Source organism: Saccharopolyspora sp. 6V, from assembly GCF_020176785.1.
GTDB classification, from domain to species: Bacteria; Actinomycetota; Actinomycetes; order Mycobacteriales; family Pseudonocardiaceae; genus Saccharopolyspora_C; species Saccharopolyspora_C gregorii.
The window spans coordinates 21,663-40,112 of the sequence record NZ_JAIUKB010000130.1; the positions used below are offsets into that span (position 1 = coordinate 21,663).

Annotated in this window: 18 protein-coding genes; 5 read left to right on the top strand and 13 right to left on the bottom strand. The window is 73.6% G+C overall.

The genetic code is table 11. The annotated features are described in order from the left end of the window. Window positions 1-9: 9 nt before the first annotated feature. The gene (locus tag LCD35_RS23300; RefSeq protein WP_225044846.1) at window positions 10-735 is read right to left on the bottom strand and encodes an enoyl-CoA hydratase; all 726 of its coding nucleotides are present in this window, start codon (window positions 733-735) and stop codon (window positions 10-12) included. A 180-nt stretch (window positions 736-915) separates the two neighbouring features. On the opposite strand from LCD35_RS23300, the gene LCD35_RS23305 reads away from it, so the two are divergent. Beyond that, on the top strand, window positions 916-1,698 hold the full coding sequence (locus LCD35_RS23305) for a nuclease-related domain-containing protein (RefSeq protein WP_224978112.1): 783 nt from the start codon (window positions 916-918) through the stop codon (window positions 1,696-1,698). On the opposite strand, the gene LCD35_RS23310 is transcribed toward LCD35_RS23305, so the two are convergent. The 5 genes from LCD35_RS23310 to LCD35_RS23330 form a co-directional block, all read right to left on the bottom strand. Beyond that, entirely contained in the window at window positions 1,695-2,885 is a 1,191-nt protein-coding gene (locus LCD35_RS23310) for a DUF418 domain-containing protein (protein WP_225044847.1), read from the bottom strand. The two genes, LCD35_RS23305 and LCD35_RS23310, sit on opposite strands and share 4 nt — an antisense overlap. Before the next feature lie 103 nt (window positions 2,886-2,988). Then, the gene (locus tag LCD35_RS23315) at window positions 2,989-3,813 is read right to left on the bottom strand and encodes an SAM-dependent methyltransferase (protein ID WP_224966007.1); all 825 of its coding nucleotides are present in this window, start codon (window positions 3,811-3,813) and stop codon (window positions 2,989-2,991) included. Window positions 3,814-3,882: 69 nt separating this feature from the next. Continuing rightward, the gene (locus LCD35_RS23320; protein WP_224955475.1) at window positions 3,883-4,332 is read right to left on the bottom strand and encodes a thioesterase family protein; all 450 of its coding nucleotides are present in this window, start codon (window positions 4,330-4,332) and stop codon (window positions 3,883-3,885) included. A gap of 10 nt (window positions 4,333-4,342) precedes the next feature. Beyond that, window positions 4,343-5,071 carry a Clp protease N-terminal domain-containing protein gene (locus LCD35_RS23325; protein WP_224978114.1) on the bottom strand — a complete coding sequence of 243 codons (729 nt, stop codon included), beginning with the start codon at window positions 5,069-5,071 and terminating at the stop codon, window positions 4,343-4,345. Window positions 5,072-5,103: 32 nt separating this feature from the next. Further along, complete coding sequence (locus LCD35_RS23330; RefSeq protein WP_224955473.1) at window positions 5,104-5,694, bottom strand: TetR family transcriptional regulator; 591 nt, start codon at window positions 5,692-5,694, stop codon at window positions 5,104-5,106. Between the two features lie 94 nt (window positions 5,695-5,788). Here LCD35_RS23330 and LCD35_RS30560 point away from each other — a divergent pair, with 94 nt between their 5' ends. The 3 genes from LCD35_RS30560 (at window position 5,789) to LCD35_RS23345 (ending at window position 8,035) form a co-directional block, all read left to right on the top strand. After that, complete coding sequence (locus LCD35_RS30560) at window positions 5,789-6,262, top strand: DUF4334 domain-containing protein (protein WP_224955472.1); 474 nt, start codon at window positions 5,789-5,791, stop codon at window positions 6,260-6,262. Window positions 6,263-6,284: 22 nt separating this feature from the next. Continuing rightward, window positions 6,285-7,373 (top strand): NAD(P)-dependent alcohol dehydrogenase, encoded by a 1,089-nt coding sequence (locus LCD35_RS23340; protein ID WP_224978115.1) that lies wholly within the window; start codon window positions 6,285-6,287, stop codon window positions 7,371-7,373. Window positions 7,374-7,573: 200 nt separating this feature from the next. Then, complete coding sequence (locus LCD35_RS23345) at window positions 7,574-8,035, top strand: STAS domain-containing protein (protein ID WP_224978116.1); 462 nt, start codon at window positions 7,574-7,576, stop codon at window positions 8,033-8,035. 156 nt (window positions 8,036-8,191) lie between these two features. Here the strand turns inward: LCD35_RS23345 and LCD35_RS23350 are convergent, their stop codons facing one another. From LCD35_RS23350 to LCD35_RS23380, 7 genes are all read right to left on the bottom strand, one after another. Next, window positions 8,192-8,557: a hypothetical protein gene (locus LCD35_RS23350; protein ID WP_224955469.1), complete on the bottom strand. Its 366-nt coding sequence runs from the start codon at window positions 8,555-8,557 to the stop codon at window positions 8,192-8,194. A 370-nt stretch (window positions 8,558-8,927) separates the two neighbouring features. Further along, window positions 8,928-9,926, bottom strand: a complete 999-nt coding sequence (locus LCD35_RS23355) for an aldo/keto reductase (RefSeq protein ID WP_224978117.1) — start codon at window positions 9,924-9,926, stop codon at window positions 8,928-8,930. Window positions 9,927-10,185: 259 nt separating this feature from the next. Next, the gene (locus LCD35_RS23360) at window positions 10,186-11,091 is read right to left on the bottom strand and encodes a bifunctional methylenetetrahydrofolate dehydrogenase/methenyltetrahydrofolate cyclohydrolase (RefSeq protein ID WP_224955467.1); all 906 of its coding nucleotides are present in this window, start codon (window positions 11,089-11,091) and stop codon (window positions 10,186-10,188) included. Window positions 11,092-11,262: 171 nt separating this feature from the next. Next, window positions 11,263-11,739 (bottom strand): pyridoxamine 5'-phosphate oxidase family protein, encoded by a 477-nt coding sequence (locus tag LCD35_RS23365; protein ID WP_225044848.1) that lies wholly within the window; start codon window positions 11,737-11,739, stop codon window positions 11,263-11,265. Continuing rightward, on the bottom strand, window positions 11,736-12,458 hold the full coding sequence (locus LCD35_RS23370; protein WP_225044849.1) for a dienelactone hydrolase family protein: 723 nt from the start codon (window positions 12,456-12,458) through the stop codon (window positions 11,736-11,738). The genes LCD35_RS23365 and LCD35_RS23370 overlap by 4 nt, the downstream gene beginning before the upstream one ends. A 294-nt stretch (window positions 12,459-12,752) precedes the next feature. Then, window positions 12,753-14,678, bottom strand: coding sequence for a YhgE/Pip domain-containing protein (locus LCD35_RS23375; protein ID WP_224955464.1), 1,926 nt, complete (start codon window positions 14,676-14,678; stop codon window positions 12,753-12,755). A 20-nt stretch (window positions 14,679-14,698) separates the two neighbouring features. Further along, entirely contained in the window at window positions 14,699-17,422 is a 2,724-nt protein-coding gene (locus LCD35_RS23380) for an MMPL family transporter (protein WP_225044850.1), read from the bottom strand. A 174-nt stretch (window positions 17,423-17,596) separates the two neighbouring features. Here LCD35_RS23380 and LCD35_RS23385 point away from each other — a divergent pair, with 174 nt between their 5' ends. Beyond that, window positions 17,597-18,292: a TetR/AcrR family transcriptional regulator gene (locus LCD35_RS23385; RefSeq protein WP_224955462.1), complete on the top strand. Its 696-nt coding sequence runs from the start codon at window positions 17,597-17,599 to the stop codon at window positions 18,290-18,292. Window positions 18,293-18,450: the final 158 nt, after the last annotated feature.

Consider the following 18,450-nt stretch of genomic DNA (forward strand, 5'->3'; position numbering starts at 1 on the left):
GGGCGCTGCTCACCGGCCGTGGAAGCGGGGCGCGCGGCGTTCGGCGCGGCCCCCCCTCGCCTCGGCGGCGTCCTCGCTCGCCCAGCAGGCGTCGTAGGCCCGTTCCAGGTCGGCGTCCGGCACCTCGGTGTCGAGGGAGTTCAGCGCGAGCTTCGCGTAGCGCAGCGACAGCGGAGCCAGCTCGGCGATCTCCCGCGCCCAGCTCACCGCGTCCGCGTGCGACCCGATCCGGTCCACCAGACCGCGCTCGTGGGCGGTGGTGGCGGCGAGGCGTTCCCCGGCGAGCAGCAGCGCGCGGGCGGGCCCGCCACCGGCGAGCAGCGACAGCCGCCGCACGGTCCACGGGTCCACGGCGAGGCCGTTGCGCGCGGTGGGCACCGCGAAGTAGGCCTCGGGGCCGGCGACCCGGAGGTCGGCGGCGAGCGAGAGCTGCGCGCCGGCGCCGACGGCGGGCCCGTTGATCGCGGCGAGCACCGGCACCGGCGCATCGAGCACGGACCGCAGCGCGGTGTAGAGCGCGTCCCGGAACTCGTCGCCGTACACGCCGTCCAGGTCGGCGCCCGCGTCGAACGTGCTGCCCTCGCCGGTGAGCACGAGCGCGCGGGCGCCCTGCTCGACCTGCTCGGCGACGGCGGCGGCGAGCCCGCGGCAGTGCTCCAGGTCGAGGGCGTTGCGCCGTTCGTGCCGGTCGAGCGCGATCAGCCCGACCGTCCCGTCCCACCCGGTGCTGATCATCGCGCGTGTCCTCCCCGAAGCGGTGGTCCTGGCACCGGCCAGTGCACCACTCCCGCTCCGCGGACGGTCCCCTCCCCGCACCAGATCACACCCGCCCGCTCCCCCGGTGGGCCGTGCCCCGCGGGACTGCGCGGCGGGACCAGCTCAGGGGGTGCGGACCGCGGGCAGTACGGTTCCGGGGTGCGCGTCGAGTTGCTCTCCGATCATCCGCGGTCCGAGGCCCGCCGGACCGAACAGGCCGCGCGGGAGCGGCACGCCCGCTACGAGCAGGAGGTGGCGCGGACGCGGGAGCGCCACGCCCGCCGCCGCTGGTGGCAGGTCTGGAAGCTGCCGGCCCAGTGGCGGGAACTGCGGCGGCTGCGGGAGCTGCGCCCCACCGACGATGCGGCGGTCCAGAACCGGCTCGCCCAGCAGGAAGCGGGCATCGAGGCGGAGGACGCGGTGGCCACCGCGCTGGAACGCCTCTCCGACGACTGGGTCCTGTTCCGCGGCTACCGCAACCGACGCGGCGAGGTGGACCACCTGGTGGTCGGCCCCGGCGGGGTGTGGGCGGTCGAGGTGAAGAACCACTCGGGCCGGGTGCACGCCGACGGCGATTCCTGGCGCTCGGAGGTGTTCGACCGCTACGGCAACCACGTGGAGGACCGCACCCTCGCGGACCGCAGCGGCCGCAGCTGGGGCCGCCAGGTCCGCGACGTGTCGAAGGCGCTCGCCGACTTCCTGCGCCAGCGGGGCCGCCAGGTGCTGGTGCGGCCGGTGCTGGTGGTGGTGAACCCGCGCGCGGAGATCGGTTCGGTGCGGCGCAGCGGGCTGGCGCTGGTCACCGCGAGCCTCGACGAGCTGGTGCGCACCCTGCGGCAGGCACCACCGACGCTCGGCCCGGCGTCCGCGGAGGAGGTGGCGCGGCTGGTGCGCCGCGATCACGCGTTCCACGAGAAGCGCCGGGCCCAGCGCGACGGCTAGCGACCGATCCGGGCGGCGGGCTCCGCCGAGACCAGGTGCAGCACCCGTTCCAGCGGCCCGCGCCCGAGCAGCGCCCGCCACACCACGGCGAAGACCACGACGATCGCGGTCAGCAGCAGCCACGTCAGGTGCGGCGCGGTCTGCTGCATCGCCATCAGGCCGTCCGTCCCGATGGCGGCCAGCAGCACGATGTGCCCGGCGTAGGCGGTGAGCGCGAGCGCACCCACGGCCGCGATCGGCGCCAGCACCCGTGCCCGCTCCACGAACATGCACAGGCCGATGACCAGCAACGCCGCCCCGGTGGCCCCGACGACCTCGAACGGGCTGCCGCTGTGCGCGCCCGCCGAGAGCAGCATGACCGGGCTGCCCGTCGGGACCGCACCGAAACCCCTGCTCAGCAGCACGTCCACCAGCTCCGGCGGCAGCGCGTCGCCGTAGGACGCCAGCACCTGCTCGCGGCCGCCGAACACGTTCATCGCCAGCCACGACCCGCCGTAGCCGGCCAGTGCCAAGCCGGCCCCGAGCAGCGCGACCGGTCCGCGCGCGGCGCGCAGGTCGATCCGGCCCAGCGCCATCCCGGCCAGCACGAACGGCAGCCAGGTCAGCACCGGGTAGCCGCCGTCCAGCAGCACGTGCTGGAACGCGGCAGCCGCCCCCGACCAGGACGTGAAGTCGCCGAGGTGCGGGATCGCACCGAATTCGCCCGCGGGCGGCATCGCGTCCCGGATCAGGTAGGACGCCAGCGGGGCCGCGATCGCCAGCACCCCGGCCAGCACGCCCAGCGTCCTGGCGCGCAACCGCAGCAGCGGCAGGGCCAGCAGGAACAGCACGCCGTACGAGGTGAGGATCACCATCACCGGCGCGTCGAGCATGCTCAGCACCAGTCCCAGCCCGAACAGCACGACCGCGCGCACCGCGATCCGCACCGCCACCTGCCGCCGCCGGACGCCCTCCACCGGCGCCGTCCCGCCGCTGAGCAGGGCGATCGACAGCCCGGCCAGCACCGCGAACAGGGCGGCGGACCGGCCGGACACCAGTCCGAACAGCCAGCTCTGCGGTGGCCCCGTGTGCGCGACGAACATGCCGAGCACGACGAGCCCCCGCGCGATGTCCACTCCGATCAGCCGCCCGGTCCCGGGCCGGCTGATCCGTTCCGTCTTCTGGGATGAAATTCCTGTCGTGCTCACCCGATCATGCTCGCCGGGCGGAGGCGGTCGCCGAATCGTCCTCCAGGCCACCGCGCCTACGACTTCGGGCCGACGATGGACTCCGAGGCCTTGCCTGATCGGTCTACGCGGGGTCCCCGATGCGCGCCAGGCCCGCGCGGTACACGATCCGTTCCGGCGGCAGCTGCGGTTCCGCTTCGGGGCGCCAGTGCGAGGGCGCGACGACGCCCGGCGGCACGAGTTCCATGCCGGCGAACAACCGGCCGATCTGCTCGGGCGACCGCCAGTAGCTGGGCGGGTTCACGTCCCGGTACAGCTCGGCGATGCGGGCGGCGGTCTCCGGCGCCAGCCACTGCGCGGTGGAGTGCGAGACGGCGAGGTAGCTGCCGGGGGCGAGTTGGGCGACGTAGCGGCGCACGAGCTCGGCGACCTCGGCGTCGTCCTCGATGAAGTTGAGCACCGACACCATCAGCAGGCCCACGGGGCGGCTGAAGTCGAGCAGCCTGGTCTCCCCGGCCCGCTCGAACACGGTCTCCGGGTCCCGCAGGTCGGCGTCGACGATCTCGACCTGCTTCACGTCGGTGATCAGCTGCCGGGCGTGCGCGACCGTCACCGGCTCGTTGTCGACGTAGACGACGCGGACGGCCGGGTCGAGCCGGTGCGCGATGTCGTGCACGTTGCCCGCGGTCGGGATGCCGGAACCGAGGTCGAGGAACTGGTCGATGCCCTGGTCGACGAGGTACCGCACGACGCGGCCGAGGAAGCCCCGGTTGGCGCGGATCGAGGGCACCACGTCGGGGTTGGCGGCGAGGACCCGGTCCGCGGCCTCCCGATCCGCTTCGAAGTTGGTGGATCCGCCGAGGTAGTAGTCGTACATGCGGGCCGAGTTGGGGCGCCGCAGGTCGATGCCCTCGGTGTCGGCGGGACGTTCTCCCGGCCACCGGTCCATGGACCCACCTCCGACTCACCCGCACCGGAGTCGCCGGCGGCGGTCGGCCGCGACGGTCCGGCCGCGGTTTCAGCTACCGAGCGACCGCAGTCCGGCGAGCGCCGTCCTGATGCGCTCGGGCACGCGGACCGGGCGTCGCGTCTCCCGGTCGACGTACACGTGCACGAACCGGCCCACCGAGGCCGGCCCCTCGGCTCCCCCGCCGAAGACGGCGAGGCGGTACACGACACTGGTATTGCCCACCCGCTCCAGGCCCACACCCACTTCGACGTCCTCGGGGAAGCCGAGCTCGGCGAGGTAGCGGCAGTTGGTCTCGACGACGAGCCCGATCTCGGGGAAGTCGCGGATGTCGGCACCGGTGGCGCGGATCAGCCAGCCGTTGACCGCGGTGTCGAACCAGGAGTAGTGCACGACGTTGTTGACGTGGCCGTAGACGTCGTTGTCCGCCCACCTGGTGGTGATGGGCCACAGCACGGTGAAGTCGCCGCGGCGGGGAAGTCCTTCGGCGGGTTCGGCCATGCCGCGCAGCCTACTCGTCGGTAACGGCGGGCTGCTCCGGCCGGTCGGCGACCTCGGTGCGCACGCGTTCCTCGATCTCGGGCTTGCGCAGCCCGAGGGCGGTGAGCACGCCAGCGCCGCCCTCGTGCTCCAGCAGGGCCAGCAGCAGGTGTCCGGTGCCGACGTGCTGGTGGCCGAGGCGCAGCGCCTCCCGGAAGGTCAGTTCCAGCGCCTTCTTGGCGCCCGCGTCGAACGGGATCAGGGCCGGGACGTCGGCGCCGCCGGGCGGCAGCGGCGCGGTGGCGGCGCGGCGCAGCGCTTCCGGGGTGACGCCGTCGGCGGCCAGCACCCGGGCGGCGGTCGCGTCGGGCGCGGCGAGCAGGCCGAGCAGCAGGTGCTCGGTGCGGATCTCGACGTGCCCCGCGGCGTGCGCCTCGTTCTGCGCGGCGACGACGGCGCTGCGCGCGGGGCCGGTGAACCGGCTGAAGCCCTGCTCCGGGGAGAGGTCGGGGCCTTTGAAGCGCTTCTGCGCGGCCTGCTTGGTGACGCCCATGCCGACGCCGATGTCCTTCCAGGACGCGCCGGAGCGGCGGGCCTGGTCGACGAAGTGGCCGATGAGGTGGTCGGAGATCTCGCCGAGGTGGTCGGCGGTGAGGACGGCGGCGGAGAGCCGGTCGAGCGCGTCGGTGTGCACGCTGGTGATCGCCGCGATCAGGTCGTCGAGCCGGACGGGCGGGGACAGCTGGAGGGGTTCACTCATGCGTCAACCCTAGGTTGACCGAACGGCAATCGTCAACCTCCAGTTGACGGCGGCTCGGCGATCCGCTGCGCGGCCACCACCGCGGCCCGCCGGATCCCCGCGGCGTCCCGGCCGCGCGCCCCGCCGTCCAGCTTCCCGATCGCCAGCGCGGACAGCGCCATCGACCGCGCGATGCCCAGCAGCACGATCAGCAGGTCCGCCGGGTGCCAGGACGGGTCGACGTGCCCCTCGGCCTGGCCGCGCCGGATCTCGTCGATCTTCGGCCGCAGCGCGGTGAGCCGCAGGTCGTCGGCGCCCAGCCGCTCCGGTTCGTCCAGGTCGATCCACGCCTGCAACCGGGCGCTCTGCGGGTGGTCCAGGTAGTGGTCGAACAGCCGGCCCACGTAGCCCGGGACGTCCTCGCCGCGCAGCGCCGTGCGCTCGTCGATCTCGGCGACCCAGCGGCGCACGACCGCCTCGAACAGCACCTGCTTACCGGGGAAGTACGCGTAGAGCCGGTCCTTGCTGGCCCGCGCGTCGGCGGCGATGCGGTTGATCCGGGCGCCCGCCACGCCGTGGCGGGCGAACTCGGCGGTGGCGGCGATGAGGATCCGCTCCCGGGTGGCGTGTCCGGCTGCTCGCATCGGGTGAGGCTACCTTGCCGAACCGTTCGGTTCGGGAGTACGTTCGGCCGCCGAACCAACCGGTTCGCGAACGCGCAGCCCGCAGGGAGCCCACGTGCACCTCGACCAAGCCCGCGCCCGCTTCGCCGAACTCCGGCGGCAGGAATCCGGCGTCTCCCCCGACGAACTCGACGAGATCTGGGCGGCGCTGCCCACCGTCGCCGCCGCGGACGTGCTGGGCGCGTGGCGCGGCGCGGACTTCGCCACCGGGCACCGCCTCTCCCGGCAGCTGGTCGCCGCGCGCTGGCACGGCAAGACCTTCCGCTCGGCGCTGGACGCGAAACCGCTCATCTGCCGCGACGAATCCGGCGAGCTGTTCTCCGACGTCCGGCTCGGCGGTGGGGAGGCCACGCTGTGGAACGTCGAGTTCCGCGGCGAGGTGACCGCGACGATGGTCTACGACGGGCGCCCCGTGCTCGACCACTTCAAGCAGGTCGGCCCCGCCACCCTGATGGGGATCATGAACGGCAGGCCGGAGCAGGTGCTCGACGACGGCCGCCACTACTACTTCCTGCTCGAACGCGACTGACCCCGGCAGCGCAGGAGATCCCGTGCAGATCACCGCGGCGGTCGCCCCGGAACCGGGCGCCGAGTTCGTGCTGGAGACCGTCGAGCTCGACGAGCCGCGCGCCGACGAGATCCTGGTCCGCGTCACCGCCTCCGGCCTGTGCCACACGGACCTGATCACCAAGGACGATCCGCGCCGGCGCGAACCGGTCGTGCTCGGCCACGAGAGCACCGGGACCGTCGAGCGGGTCGGCGCCGAGGTCACCGGCATCCGGCCGGGCGACCGGGTGGCGCTGAGCTACCGCAGCTGCGGCGCGTGCCGCCGGTGCGCGGCGGGCGACCGGGCCTACTGCGCGCGGGCGCGGCGGCTCAACGGATCCGGCAGGCGGCCCGACGGATCCCCCACCCTGACCTGGCGCGGCGCACCGCTCGGCGGCTCGTTCTTCGGGCAGTCCGGTTTCGCCACCCACGCGCTGGCGACCGCGGACAACGCGGTGGTGCTGGCGGACGCGGTGGGCCCGCTGGTGGCGGCGCCGCTGGGCTGCGGGTTCCAGACCGGGGCCGGGGCGGTGCTCAACGTGCTGCGGCCCGCACCCGAGGACTCCCTGGTGGTCTTCGGCGCCGGCGGCGTGGGCCTGGCCGCGCTGCTGGCCGCCCGAGCGGCCGGGGTGCGCAGCACGATCGCCGTGGACGTGCTGCCCGAACGCCGCGCGCTGGCGCTGCGGCTCGGTGCCGGTGCGGCGCTGGACCCGGGTGCGGACGACGTGGTCGCGCGGGTGCGGGAACTCACCGGCGGCGGCGCCACGCATGCGCTGGAGGCGACCGGGCTGGCCCCGGTGTTCGAGCAGGCGCTGGCCGCGCTGGGCGCCACCGGAGCGCTGGCCGTGGTCGGGCTCGGCGCGGCGTCGGCCCGGCTGGACCTGCGCGACCTGCTGCACCGGGGCAAGACCGTGCGCGGCTGCGTCGAAGGCGACGCGGTGCCGCAGCGGTTCATTCCGGAGCTGCTGGCGCTGCACGCGGCCGGGCGGTTCCCGGTGGCCGAGCTCGTCACCGCCTACGCCTTCGCGGACATCAACCGGGCCGTCGCCGACCAGCGCGCGGGACGGGTGCTCAAACCGGTGCTCACCTGGTGACCCGGTCCGGCTTCACCGCGGCGCCGCAACGGGTTCCGCGCCCGGACCGCGCGTCCCGGTTCCGCCCCCGGGTTGCACCGGCAGGTAGCGTGGGAATCGGTTGAGCCCACAGCCGCGACAAGTTTTTCGCCACCGAGGGCGTGCGCTCGGCCGTCACCGCCCGCTGCTGCCGTTCGCTCTCGGTTTCCCCAGGAGGCGGCATGCCTGTGACTCCCGCACGCACCACCACCGACGCGCCGACACTGGACGTCCCGGTCGGCGCCGGCCCCGGCATCCCGGACCGACGCCCGCCCGAGGCCTCCCCGCCGCCGCGTGCCGGGGGTGGGGCGCTGGAGCTGGAGCTGCACCGCCCCGACCCGCGCACGATCCTGCTCTCCGCCCGCGGCGAGATCGACGCGGGCAGCGCGGGGCGGCTGCGCGAACTGCTGTGGCACCGGCTCTCGTCGTGCACCGGGACCGTGGTGCTGGACCTGGCCGCGATCACCTTCGTCGACACGGCCTGCCTGCACCTGCTGGACCAGTGCCAGCGCCGGGCGGACCAGCACGACATCTCGTTCCGGGTGGTGCTCAACGAGCGCGGCCTGCTGGACCGGCTGCTGGAGCTGGCGGACGCGCGGGTGCGGTTCCTGACCTTCGCGGACCTGCCGAGCGCGCTGCGCTGACGTCGGGGCCGCTCAACCGGCCCGGTCGAGCAGGCGACCGGTCGAGCAGGCCGCCGGTCGGGCAGCCCGCCGGTCGAGCAGCCCGCCGGTCGAGCCGGCGGGTCGGTGTAGCAGGTGGCCGGCCAGGTGGCCTGGTGGGGCAGGCCGCCCGGTCGGTCAAGCCGCCCAGTCGATGCCGATCGGCCCGTCGGAGACGAGCAGGAATTCGCAGCCCTCGGCGGGATCGGCTTCCTCCGGTCCGTACACGTGCCCGGCCCGGACGCCGCGCACCGAGCCCGCGCGGACCCAGCCCTCGTCGCCGAACCGCAGCGCGCCCTTGACCAGGTGGTAGGTCGTGTTGAACGGGTGGCTGTGCTCGGGCGCGGCGTAGCCGGGCGGGAACCAGGCGTAGAAGACGTTCGGCGCGAGGATCTTCACCTGGGCGGCCTGGTCGCCGCCGGGCAAGTGCGGGTCCTCGTACGGAACCCACGGTTCCTCGTCGAGGACCTTCGCCCACACGGCAGGGGCGTCGTCGATGCTCATCGTGGTGGATCTCCAGTCGGGAACCGGGTCGGCACGCTTCGTTCGACGGACAGTGTGCCCCGCCGCGACCACCGGAGATCCACCCACCCCGGGGTCGTTTTTCGGAATATACCTGCGGTTTTATGCCTCGGCTGAGATCATCTCATCACCGGAACGGGGGGCTCGCGGACGGCACCGATTCACGGTCCACATAGGACCAACGGCGCCGATATCCGCCGCACGTTCCCGGTATTCCGCGATCAGTCCACAATGGCCACCGCGAACTCCCTGCGAAACTCCGCCCCCGAACCGGTGAACCACGTTCCACCGACGGGCGGAACCGCCGTACCGGCGGGTGGCCGCCGCGCCGGGCGACCACCCGCGGGCACGATCAGCGGCCGAGACCGCCGCGCAGGTTCGCGGTGTACCGCTCCCCCGCCGTGGAACCGGGCGGGAAGATCTCGGACAGCTCGGCGACCACCTCGGCGGGCAGCACCAGCCGGGCCGCCTCCAGGTTCGCGTCGAGGTTCGCCGCGCGCCGCGTCCCCGGGATCGGCACCACGTCCTCGCCCTGGGCGATCAGCCAGCCCAGCGCCAGCGCGGCCGGGGTGGTGCCGAGCTCCTCGGCGCGGGCGCGCAACCGGTCCACCCTGGTCAGGTTCTGCTCCAGCGCGTCCGCGGCGAACCGCGGGTAGCGCGCCTGCCTGCCCTCCAGGTTCTCCACGTCGGCGGCGCTGCGGATGGACCCGCCGAGCACGCCGCGCCCCAGCGGTGAGTACGCCACCAGGCCCACGCCCAGCTCCCGCGCGGCGGGCAGCAGTTCCGCCTCCACGTCCCGGGTGAACAGCGAGTACTCCTCCTGCGTGACGGCGATCGGATGCACCGAGTGCGCCCGCCGCAGCGTGTCCGCGGAGACCTCGGAGATCCCGATGTGCCCGACCTTGCCCTGCTGCACCGCCTCCGCGATCGCGCCGACGCTGTCCTCGATCGGAGTGGACGGGTCCACCCGGTGCAGGTAGTACAGGTCGATCCGGTCGGTGCCGAGCCGCTTCAGGCTGGAGTCGATCGCCTGGTGGATCCGCTCCGGGCGCCCCAGCCCTTCGCCGCCGCCCGCGCCGGTCTTGGTGGCCAGCACCACCCGGTCCCGCAGCCCGCCGGACAGCGCCCGGCCGATCAGCTGCTCGTTGTGCCCGTTCCCGTAGACGTCGGCGGTGTCGATCAGCGTGATCCCGGCCTCGACGAGGTGGTGGATGAGCCGTTCGGACTCCGCGTCGTCGGCCGCGCCGTACACCCCGGACAGCCCCATCGCCCCGTACCCGAGGGCACTGACCGCGGGACCGCCCGCGCCGAGCCGGTGCTGCGGGATGTCGTCTCGTCGAGCCACAGTCATCAGTCGGTGACCTTCCTCGTCGCCGTCGTCCGCGCCCGCTGCGCGGACACCCGTTCGTCCGGCGCAACGACGCGACGGCCCCGACCGTTCCCGCTCGGCCCGATGTTCCCGGATCGTGGGCCCACCGGGTCGGCGGCGCCCCCGCCAGGTGGGAGTCCGCCACCTGCCGGATCGGCTGTCCGCCGGCGGGCCACGCACCTGCCGGAGACCACCGGGCGCGCGGGCCGCTCAGCCGGGCCCGTAGCGGCGTCCGCCGAGGTCAGCTGTGCCAGTTGCGGTAGAGCCGCACCGCGTTGCGCAGCGCCATCGTCACCGTCATCGGGCCGATGCGCGGGACGAACACCCCGGCCGCGTCCACGACGTCCTCGTCGTAGTTCTTCAACGTGGAGAAGTTGATGCAGGTCGCGCCCGGCTTGATCTCGGCGGCGCGCACCACGGGGAACTCGCGGGACGGCACCCCGGTCACCACCACGTCCGCCTCGGCGAGGGCGGTGGCGCGGTCCACCCCGGTCGGCCGGACCTGGAAAGCGCCCTCCTCCCGCGCGGGCAGGTAGGACAGCGGGCCGTCGATGTCGAACGAGGTGACCTCGGCGCCGTCGTTGGCCATCATCGCCGCCAGCGGCTGGCCCACGATCTCGCTGCGGTTGAACACGCAGGCCTTCAGCCCGGCCAGCGGCTGCGCGGCACCGGCGCGGGTGATCCCGGCCTGCTCGACGAGCTTGAGCACCGCGAGCGGGGTGCACGGCAGCACGGCGCGCTTGGTGCGCTCGGCGTCGATGTAGCGGCGGTTCTCGTAGAGGCAGCGGCTCCAGAAGGAGTGCAGGCCCTCCACGTCCTTGCGCGGGTCGACGAGCTCGCGCAACCAGCGGTCCTGCGCCAGCCCCATGATCGGGTAGTACAGGAAGATGCCGTGCACGCCCGGGTCGCTGCCCGCCTCGTGCACCGCGCGCTCGACCTCGCCCGCGGGCAGCACCCGCTGGTCGAAGCGGATCCCGACGCTCTCGCAGCCGCGCCGGGTGTACTCGGCGTAGGTCTGGGTGGGGCCGTCCCCTTCGACGCGGAAACCGGTCAGCGTCAGCGGTTCCGGCAGCGCGGCCACCTCGGCGCGGATCTCCGCGCGGAAGGTGTCGGCGAGGGCACTGGGATTGAGGAGTCGAGCGGCCACGGGTAGTTCTCTAGCACAGCGGCCGGTGCTCGGCGACGCCGCCCCGGAGCGGCCCGCAGGGCGCTGACCTCCTGTTCCACCGATCTTCCTGGTGCCGCGGGCGGCATCGGCGGGCGGTGGTGTGTCGGATGTCAACCGCCGGAAGCGCGAGATCGGGTGGTGCGCGCGGGGTCAGCGGAGCTCGGCGAGCTTCCGGAAGTCCCAGCTGCTGATCTTCGTCGGCGTGACGCGCAGCCAGCCGTGCCTGCCATCGTGGATCATCTCGTCGCCGCCGAGGTACTTGCGGGCGAACAGCGGCTCGATCTCGGCGAGGGCCGGTTCGGGTTCGCCGGTGCGCGGCGCCTCGCCGACGACCTCGGCGGTGCCGCTGATCTCCACGCCGCGCAGCTGCTGGTACTCGGTGCCCGCGTCGACGACGACGCTGATCCGCGGATCGCGCCGCAGGTCCGCCCAGCGCTTGCTGCGAGTGAGGGAGTTCAGCCACAGCGCGGAACCGTCCCAGCCGAACCAGAGCGGCGTGGCGTGCGGTCCGTCGGGTCCGATGGTCGCGACCCGGCAGGTGCGTTCGGCGGCGAGGAACGCGTCGAGCTCCTCGCGGCTCATGGCGATGCGGCGGCCGCGCTGCTGCGGCCGGAGTTCGTCGGTCATCCCCGCTCCCCTTCCGGTCCCAAGTGCTCCGCGAAGAACGACAGGACCCGGCGCCACGCGTCCTCGTCGGCTTCCCGGTCGTAGCCGATGCCGGCGACCCGCAGCAGCGGGCCGAACGGGCCGACCTTCAGCTTGTTGGCGAAACCGTGCCCGGCGTCGGGGTACTCCTCGACGTCGTGCGGCACGCCGAGCTCGGTGAGGTGCGATTCGAGCAGGTCCGCCGCGCCCCGGAGCGCGCGGTCCTTCCCGCCGAAGCTGGCCACGACGGGGCAGGCGCCGTCGAGCACGGACCGGTCGTGCGGGACCTGCCCGTAGTAGGGCGCGGCGGCGTCGAACCCGCGCGGCGCGGCGAGCAGCGCGAAGCCACCGCCCATGCAGAAGCCGACGACGCCGACCTTCCCGGTGCAGTCCTCGCGGTCGGCGAGCGCGCGCCGGGCGGCTTCGACGTCCTCGAAGGCCTGGCCGCTGCCGGTGCTGAGCTGGCGGAAGACGGTGCGCACGCAGCGCGCGAACCCGCCGCGGGTGTAGAGGTCGGGTGCGACGGCGAGGAAGCCCTCGGCGGCGAACCGGTCGGTGATGGCCCGCGCGTCCTCGGTCATGCCGAACGCGTCGTGCACCACGACCACACCGGGCCACGGTGGTGCCCCGGAGATCGAGGGGTAGGGCGCCGCGAGGTGGACGCGGAGGTCGCCGTCCGAGGTGGGCACGGTCGTGGTCACGGGATCGAACCTAACTCCTCGTCGCGGTGCTGTCACTCGTCCGCCCGCCCCGGGCAGGTGTGGGGGGGGGGGGGGGGGGGGGGGGGGGGCCCCGCCCCCCCCGCGGGGGGGGGGGGGGGCCGCCCCCCCCGGGCGGGGGGGGGCCCCGGGCGGGGGGGGGGGGGCGCGCGCGGTGGGCCGTCCCACCCCGGTCGGGGGGGGGCGGGGGGGGGGGGGGCGCCCCCGGGGGGGGGGGGGGGGGGGGCGGCCCCCCCCCCCCCCCCCCCCCCCACGTCCACAGTGGACTTCAGCGGATCACGCCTCCGCGGTCCGCGCGGTGAACCCGGTGAGCCGGGTGGCCCGCACGGTGCGCCCGCGCTCGACGGCCAGGTACGAGACCACCAGCCCGGCGAGCCCCCAGATCACCAGCAGCACCACGGTGCCGCCGCCCGGCGCGGAGCCGTCCACCACGGCCCGCAGCGCGTCCTGCGCGGGCCCGACCGGCAGCGCCGCGAGCACCGAGCTCAACGCGGAGGGCACCGCGGTGATGAACCCGGTCGCCAGCAGCACCACCGCGACGAGCATCGCCAGGAACCGGCCGGTGCCGCGCAACGCGCCCGCCAGCGCCTGGTTCACCGCGGTGAACGCGACGGCGGTCAGCATCGCCAGCCCGGCGCAGCCGAACCAGCCGCCCACCGACAGGTCCTGCGCGACGCCGACGACGACCGCGACCAGCAGCCCCTGCGCGAGCCCGACCACCGCGGGCAGCCGGAACTGCCGCAGCGCCAGCGCGAACGAGGACCGCGTCGATTCCAGCGCGCGGCGCGGCACCGCGCGCAGCACCAGGAACGTGGCGATCGCGCCGACCCACAGCGCCAGCACGGAGTACAGCGCGATCCCGGACGAACCGAACCCGAGGCTGCTGCCCTCCGCGGTGGTGATCGGGTTGGCGACGGTCTTGGCGAGCTTGTCGCGGTCGCCGTCGGGGTAGCTGGGCAGCTGGTCCACGGCCTGGTCGAGGCCGGAGGACAGCTGCCCGGTGCCGTCGCCGAGCTGGTGGGCACCGTCGGAGAGACCGCGCACGCCCTGGGCGAGCTGGTCGGCGCCGTCGGCGAGCTGCCCGGCACCGCCACCGGTCTGCGAGATCCCGTCGGCGAGCTGACCCACGCCGCCGTCGAGCTGCTGGGCACCGTCGTGGAGCTGGTCGATGCCGCCGGACAGGGCGACGAGCCCGCCACCGGACTCGGGCGTCTTCCCGGCGAGCGCGGCGAGCCCGCCGGACACGCCGGTGCTGGCCTGCTGCAGCTGCCCGGCACCGTCGCCGAGCGCCTTCGCGGTGGCCGCCTGGATGGCGATCTTGTTGCAGATGGGCAGCGTGCCGGGCGGGCACTCCTTGCTCATCTCGGCGAGGCTTTCGGACATGCCCTGGAGACCACCGGAGAGCTGCTGCACGCCCTGGGCCTCCTGCGCGGACACGTCGGCGAGCTGGCCGACCTGGCCGGGCAGCTGCGCGGTCTGCTCCTTGAGCTGGCCGATGCCGTCGGCGAGCCCGCCCATCCCGGTCTTGAGCTGCTGCGCGCCGCCTTCGAGCGCGCCGATGCCGTCGGCGAGCGCCCGCGACCCGTCCGCGAGCTGGTCGGCGCCACCGGCGAGCTGGTCGGTGCCGCCCGCGAGCTGCTGCGCGCCGTCGGCGAGCGAGGTCGCCCCGTCGGAGGCCTCGCCGAGCTTGTCGCCGAGCGTGTTGAACCCGACGAACACGTTGTCCAGGTAGGTCGTGGTCAGCTGCCTGCCGAGCAGGTCGGCGGCCGTGTTGGTGACGACCCGGCTGATCGCCTCGTCCGCGAACTTGCTGCGGCCGCCGGTGCTGACGTCGATGGTGGCCTTCTTCGCCTGCGCCGGGTCGCCGGAGAAGGAGGTGGCGGCGGCGGAGAAGTTCTCCGGGATCGTCACGACCGCGGCGTAGCTGCCGTCCGCCAGGCCTTCGGCGGCGGTCTGCGGGGTGGCGAACTCCCAGCTGTAGTTGCTCTCGATCTCGCCGCCGACGAGCTTCGCGGACAGCTGCCGCCCGAGCGGGGTGAGCTGGCCGTTCACCTCGACCGGTTCGTCGTTGTTCACGACGGCGGCCTTGACGTCCTTCAACCGGTCCTCGGGTTTGCCCAGCGACCAGATCAGCAGGCCCGCGATCGCCAGCGGTACCAGCAGCAGGCCGATCAGGGGGAGGATCAAGCGGCGCTTCGCCATCGTCTGATTACCTCTGCTTTCTAGCGGATCGCGGCGGAGAGGACGTCGGGCATCGCGGCGTCGTCGCGCAGTTCGGTGAGGGTGGCGGGGGCACCGGCGGGCAGCACGTCGCGCGCCTCGGCAAGCCCGGTGGTGCCGGCGATGACGGTGGTCCCGGCGCCGGTGAGCAGTTCGCGGATGCGGCCGCGCTCGCCGGGGTCGGAGGCCCGGTCGGTGCGGTCGAGCACCAGGACCTCCGGTTCTTCGCGCAGCGCCGCCCGCACCGCGTCCGCGCCGCCCGCACCGGCGTCGACGTAGGCGACCCGGGACCGCACGGCGGAGCCGCGGGCGGGGAGCACGTAGCCGAGGACCTTGAGCCGCCCGGAGTCGGGCTGGAGCCTGCCGGACAGCGTCAGCAGCACCGCGGTGATCGCGGATTCGTGCACGCCGCGCACCACGTGGGTGCCGCCGCGCTCCACCAGGAAGCCCACGTCCCGGTAGACGGGTGCGCCGGTGGACGGGTCGTCGAGCCGCAGCCCGGCGCAGGCGATGGCCTCGTTCGAACCGGGGCGCGGCCAGTCGGCGAGCTCGATCTCCTCGCGCAGGTTCTCCCCTTCGACGTCGAAGGCGGGCAGCACCCGGTCCAGCTTCCGCGGCATCCACCACGCCTTCTCCCCCAGCAGCGCGAGCACCGCGGGCACCAACGTCATGCGCACGATGAACGCGTCGACGAACACACCGACCGCGAGCCCCAGCGCGATGGGCTTGAGGTTGGCGTCGCCGTCGGGGACGAACGCGGCGAACACCGCGAACATGATCACCGCGGCCGCGGTGACGACCTTGCCGGAGGAGACGAAGCCGGTGTGGATCGCGGCCTGGGCGTCCCTGGTGTGCACGTACTCCTCGCGCATCCGGGACACCAGGAAGACCTCGTAGTCCATGGCGAGGCCGAACAGGATGCCCATCAGCACGATCGGCATGAAGCTGATCACCGGCCCGGTGCGGGCGACGTTGAGCACCTCGGCGCCCCAGCCGTCCTGGAAGATCAGCGTCACGATGCCCATCGAGGCGCCGATGCTGAGCAGGTAGCCCAGCGTCGCCTTGATCGGCACGGCGATGGAGCGGAACACCATCGTCAGCAGCACCAGCGACAACCCGACCACGACGACGCCGAACGGCAGCAGCGCTTCACCGAGCTTGTCGGAGACGTCGATGCCGACGGCGGTGAAGCCGGTGACGGAGATGTCGATGCCGTAGGCCTCCTGGAAGTGCCCGCGCAGCGAGCGGATCTCCTCGACGAGGTCCTTGGTCTGCTGCGAGTCCGGGGCGCCCTCCGGGATCACCTGCACGATGCCGGTGTCCGCGGTCGGGTTCGGCACGGCCATCGGCACGTCGGCGACGCCGGGCAGCCGTTCGATCTCGGCCTTGAGGTCGTTCATCAGGCCGAGCGGGTCTTCGCTGGTGACGATGCTGCCGGTGACGATCAGCGGCCCGTTGAAGCCCTGCGGGAAGTGCTCGTCGGTGAGGTCGTAGGTGACCCGCGCCGGGTCGCCGTGCGGCAGCGCGCCCGCGTCGGGGAGCCCGAGGCGGAGCCCGGCGGCGGGCACGGTCGCGATGCCGAGGACGCCGACGACGATGAGCACGGTGACGATCGGGAAGCGGGTCGCGGCGCGGACCCAGCCGGCGAAGAACCGCTCGCCCACCGGCGGCTTGGCGCGGTCGGCGCGAGCGCGCTTGCCCGCCCGCGCCGACCGCGGGGTGAGCCGGGCCCCGGCGAAGCCGAGCAGCGCCGGGATGAGGGTGAGCGAGACGAGCACGGCGATGGCGACGGCGACGGCACCGGCGACGCCCATCGTGGTGAGGAACGGGATGCCCGCGACGCCGAGGCCGACGAGCGCGATCACCACGGTCAGCCCGGCGAAGATCACCGCGGAACCCGCGGTGGCGGTGGACCGCGCCGCGGCCTCCTGCGGCGACACGCCCTGGGCGAGTTCCTGCTGGTGCCGGGAGACGATGAACAGCGCGTAGTCGATGCCGACGGCGAGGCCGAGCATCAGCGACAGCAGCGGCGTGGTCGCGGTGACGGAGCCGAACGCGGTCGAGACGAGGATGAGCGCGGTGGAGACGCCGACCCCGATCAGCGCGTTCACCAGCGGCATGCCCGCGGCGAGGAACGAGCCCAGCGTGATCATCAGCACCACGATGGCGATCACCAGGCCGAGCACTTCGACGATGCTGATGCCGGGGAAGCTCTGCGCGAACAGCGGCCCGCCGTAGGAGGACTGGGAGCCCTCCGGGAGCCGCTGCTGGAGGTCGGCGGAGATCTGGGCGATGTGGTCCTTGGTGGGCTGACCGATCTCCATGGTCTGCCCCTCCAGCTGGATCATGATCAGGGCGGCTTCGCCGTCCTCGCTGATCGATCCGCCGAGGTCCGCGTTGTAGGGCGAGACGATGGAGGCGGCCTCGTCCATGCCTTCGAGCTCGTCCACGGACCGCTCGACCTCGCGCTGCACGGCCGGGGCGCGCACGTCGTCGGCGACCACGATGATCTGCGCGGAGGCGCCGCTGGTCTGCGGGAAGGTCACCGACAGCCGGTCGAGGGCGTTCTGCGCCTCGGTGCCGGGGATCGTGACGTTGTTGTCCATTCCTTTGAACAGGAGACCGGCCGCGCCGCCGGTCACGACGAGCACGAGGAGCCAGATCACGAGGACGGTCTTGCGGGCCGCGTAGGCCCTCCGCCCCAGTGTGTAGAGGAACGAGGACACGCCACACTCCTGTCGCCGGGAAGGTTCTCGCCGGACGGCGGATCACCAGATCAGGGGAAGTGGATACAACGCTGTATCCGATACATGAGCGTATCGGATACGATGAGACGGTTCCACGCGGGCCGCGATCGGCGGGAAATCCGCAGGTGCACACCGCAGGAAGGAAGGTTCGTGATGAGCGCGAACAAGCTCGTCGCACCCGAGGGGCGCGCGGACGCGCCCGCGCGCGAGACCGCCCGGCGCGCCCGGACCCGGGAACGGCTGCTGGACGCCGCCTATCGGCAGTTCAGCGAGCACGGCATCAACGGCGCCTCCATCGAGGCCATCGCCGACGACGCGGGCTTCACCCGCGGCGCGTTCTACTCCAACTTCGGCAGCAAGGAGGAACTGTTCTTCGCGCTCACCGAGCGGGAGAACCGGGCCCGGCTGGAGACGCTGCGCGAACACTTCTCCCGGCTGGTGGCGCCGCTCGGGGAGACCGGCGGCAAACCGGCGCCCGCCCACATCGAAGGCATCATCGCCGACGTCATGTCGTTCCAGCCGGACATCCGGCAGTGGTGCCTGATGCAGAGCGAGTTCCGGCTGCTGGCGCTGCGCGACCCCGACGTGGCCCCGCGGTTCCTGGCCGCCGCGCAGTCCTTCCAGCGCGAGCTCGCCACGATGATCGACACCGCGGTGCGGGCCGTCGGCGTCCGCTTCCGGATCGACACCCTCGACCTCACCCGGCTGCTGGTCGACCAGTTCGACTCGGCCATGCAGGAGGCGATCCTCGCCGGGGACGAGGACCCCGACCGCAGCGTGCGCGAGAAGGTGATGCGAACGCTTCCCCTCCTGGTGCACAGCCTCACCACCACACTGGACGGGGACTGACTGACGACTGTCGTTCGACTCCAGTTGCGCGGCGGGTCGGGTAGCGGAACCTCAGCGGCTTCCTCGCTGCCCGCTTTTCGGTGCGGCCGCGATTTCTGATGTATGTCCACGTAGACGCCCCGGACGAAGTTCGGAGCCGGGGTGGGTGGGGGCCGGTC

Excerpts from the sequence above, each read along its gene's own strand:
- LCD35_RS23355 (WP_224978117.1), bottom strand. The coding sequence starts at position 9,926 with ATGACTGTGGCTCGACGAGACGACATCCCGCAGCACCGGCTCGGCGCG.
- LCD35_RS23365 (WP_225044848.1), bottom strand. The coding sequence starts at position 11,739 with ATGACCGACGAACTCCGGCCGCAGCAGCGCGGCCGCCGCATCGCCATG.
- LCD35_RS23345 (WP_224978116.1), top strand. The coding sequence starts at position 7,574 with ATGCCTGTGACTCCCGCACGCACCACCACCGACGCGCCGACACTGGAC.
- LCD35_RS23375 (WP_224955464.1), bottom strand. The coding sequence starts at position 14,678 with ATGGCGAAGCGCCGCTTGATCCTCCCCCTGATCGGCCTGCTGCTGGTA.
- LCD35_RS23315 (WP_224966007.1), bottom strand. The coding sequence starts at position 3,813 with ATGGACCGGTGGCCGGGAGAACGTCCCGCCGACACCGAGGGCATCGAC.
- LCD35_RS23320 (WP_224955475.1), bottom strand. The coding sequence starts at position 4,332 with ATGGCCGAACCCGCCGAAGGACTTCCCCGCCGCGGCGACTTCACCGTG.
- LCD35_RS23350 (WP_224955469.1), bottom strand. The coding sequence starts at position 8,557 with ATGAGCATCGACGACGCCCCTGCCGTGTGGGCGAAGGTCCTCGACGAG.
- LCD35_RS23300 (WP_225044846.1), bottom strand. The coding sequence starts at position 735 with ATGATCAGCACCGGGTGGGACGGGACGGTCGGGCTGATCGCGCTCGAC.
- LCD35_RS23385 (WP_224955462.1), top strand. The coding sequence starts at position 17,597 with ATGAGCGCGAACAAGCTCGTCGCACCCGAGGGGCGCGCGGACGCGCCC.
- LCD35_RS23330 (WP_224955473.1), bottom strand. The coding sequence starts at position 5,694 with ATGCGAGCAGCCGGACACGCCACCCGGGAGCGGATCCTCATCGCCGCC.
- LCD35_RS23325 (WP_224978114.1), bottom strand. The coding sequence starts at position 5,071 with ATGAGTGAACCCCTCCAGCTGTCCCCGCCCGTCCGGCTCGACGACCTG.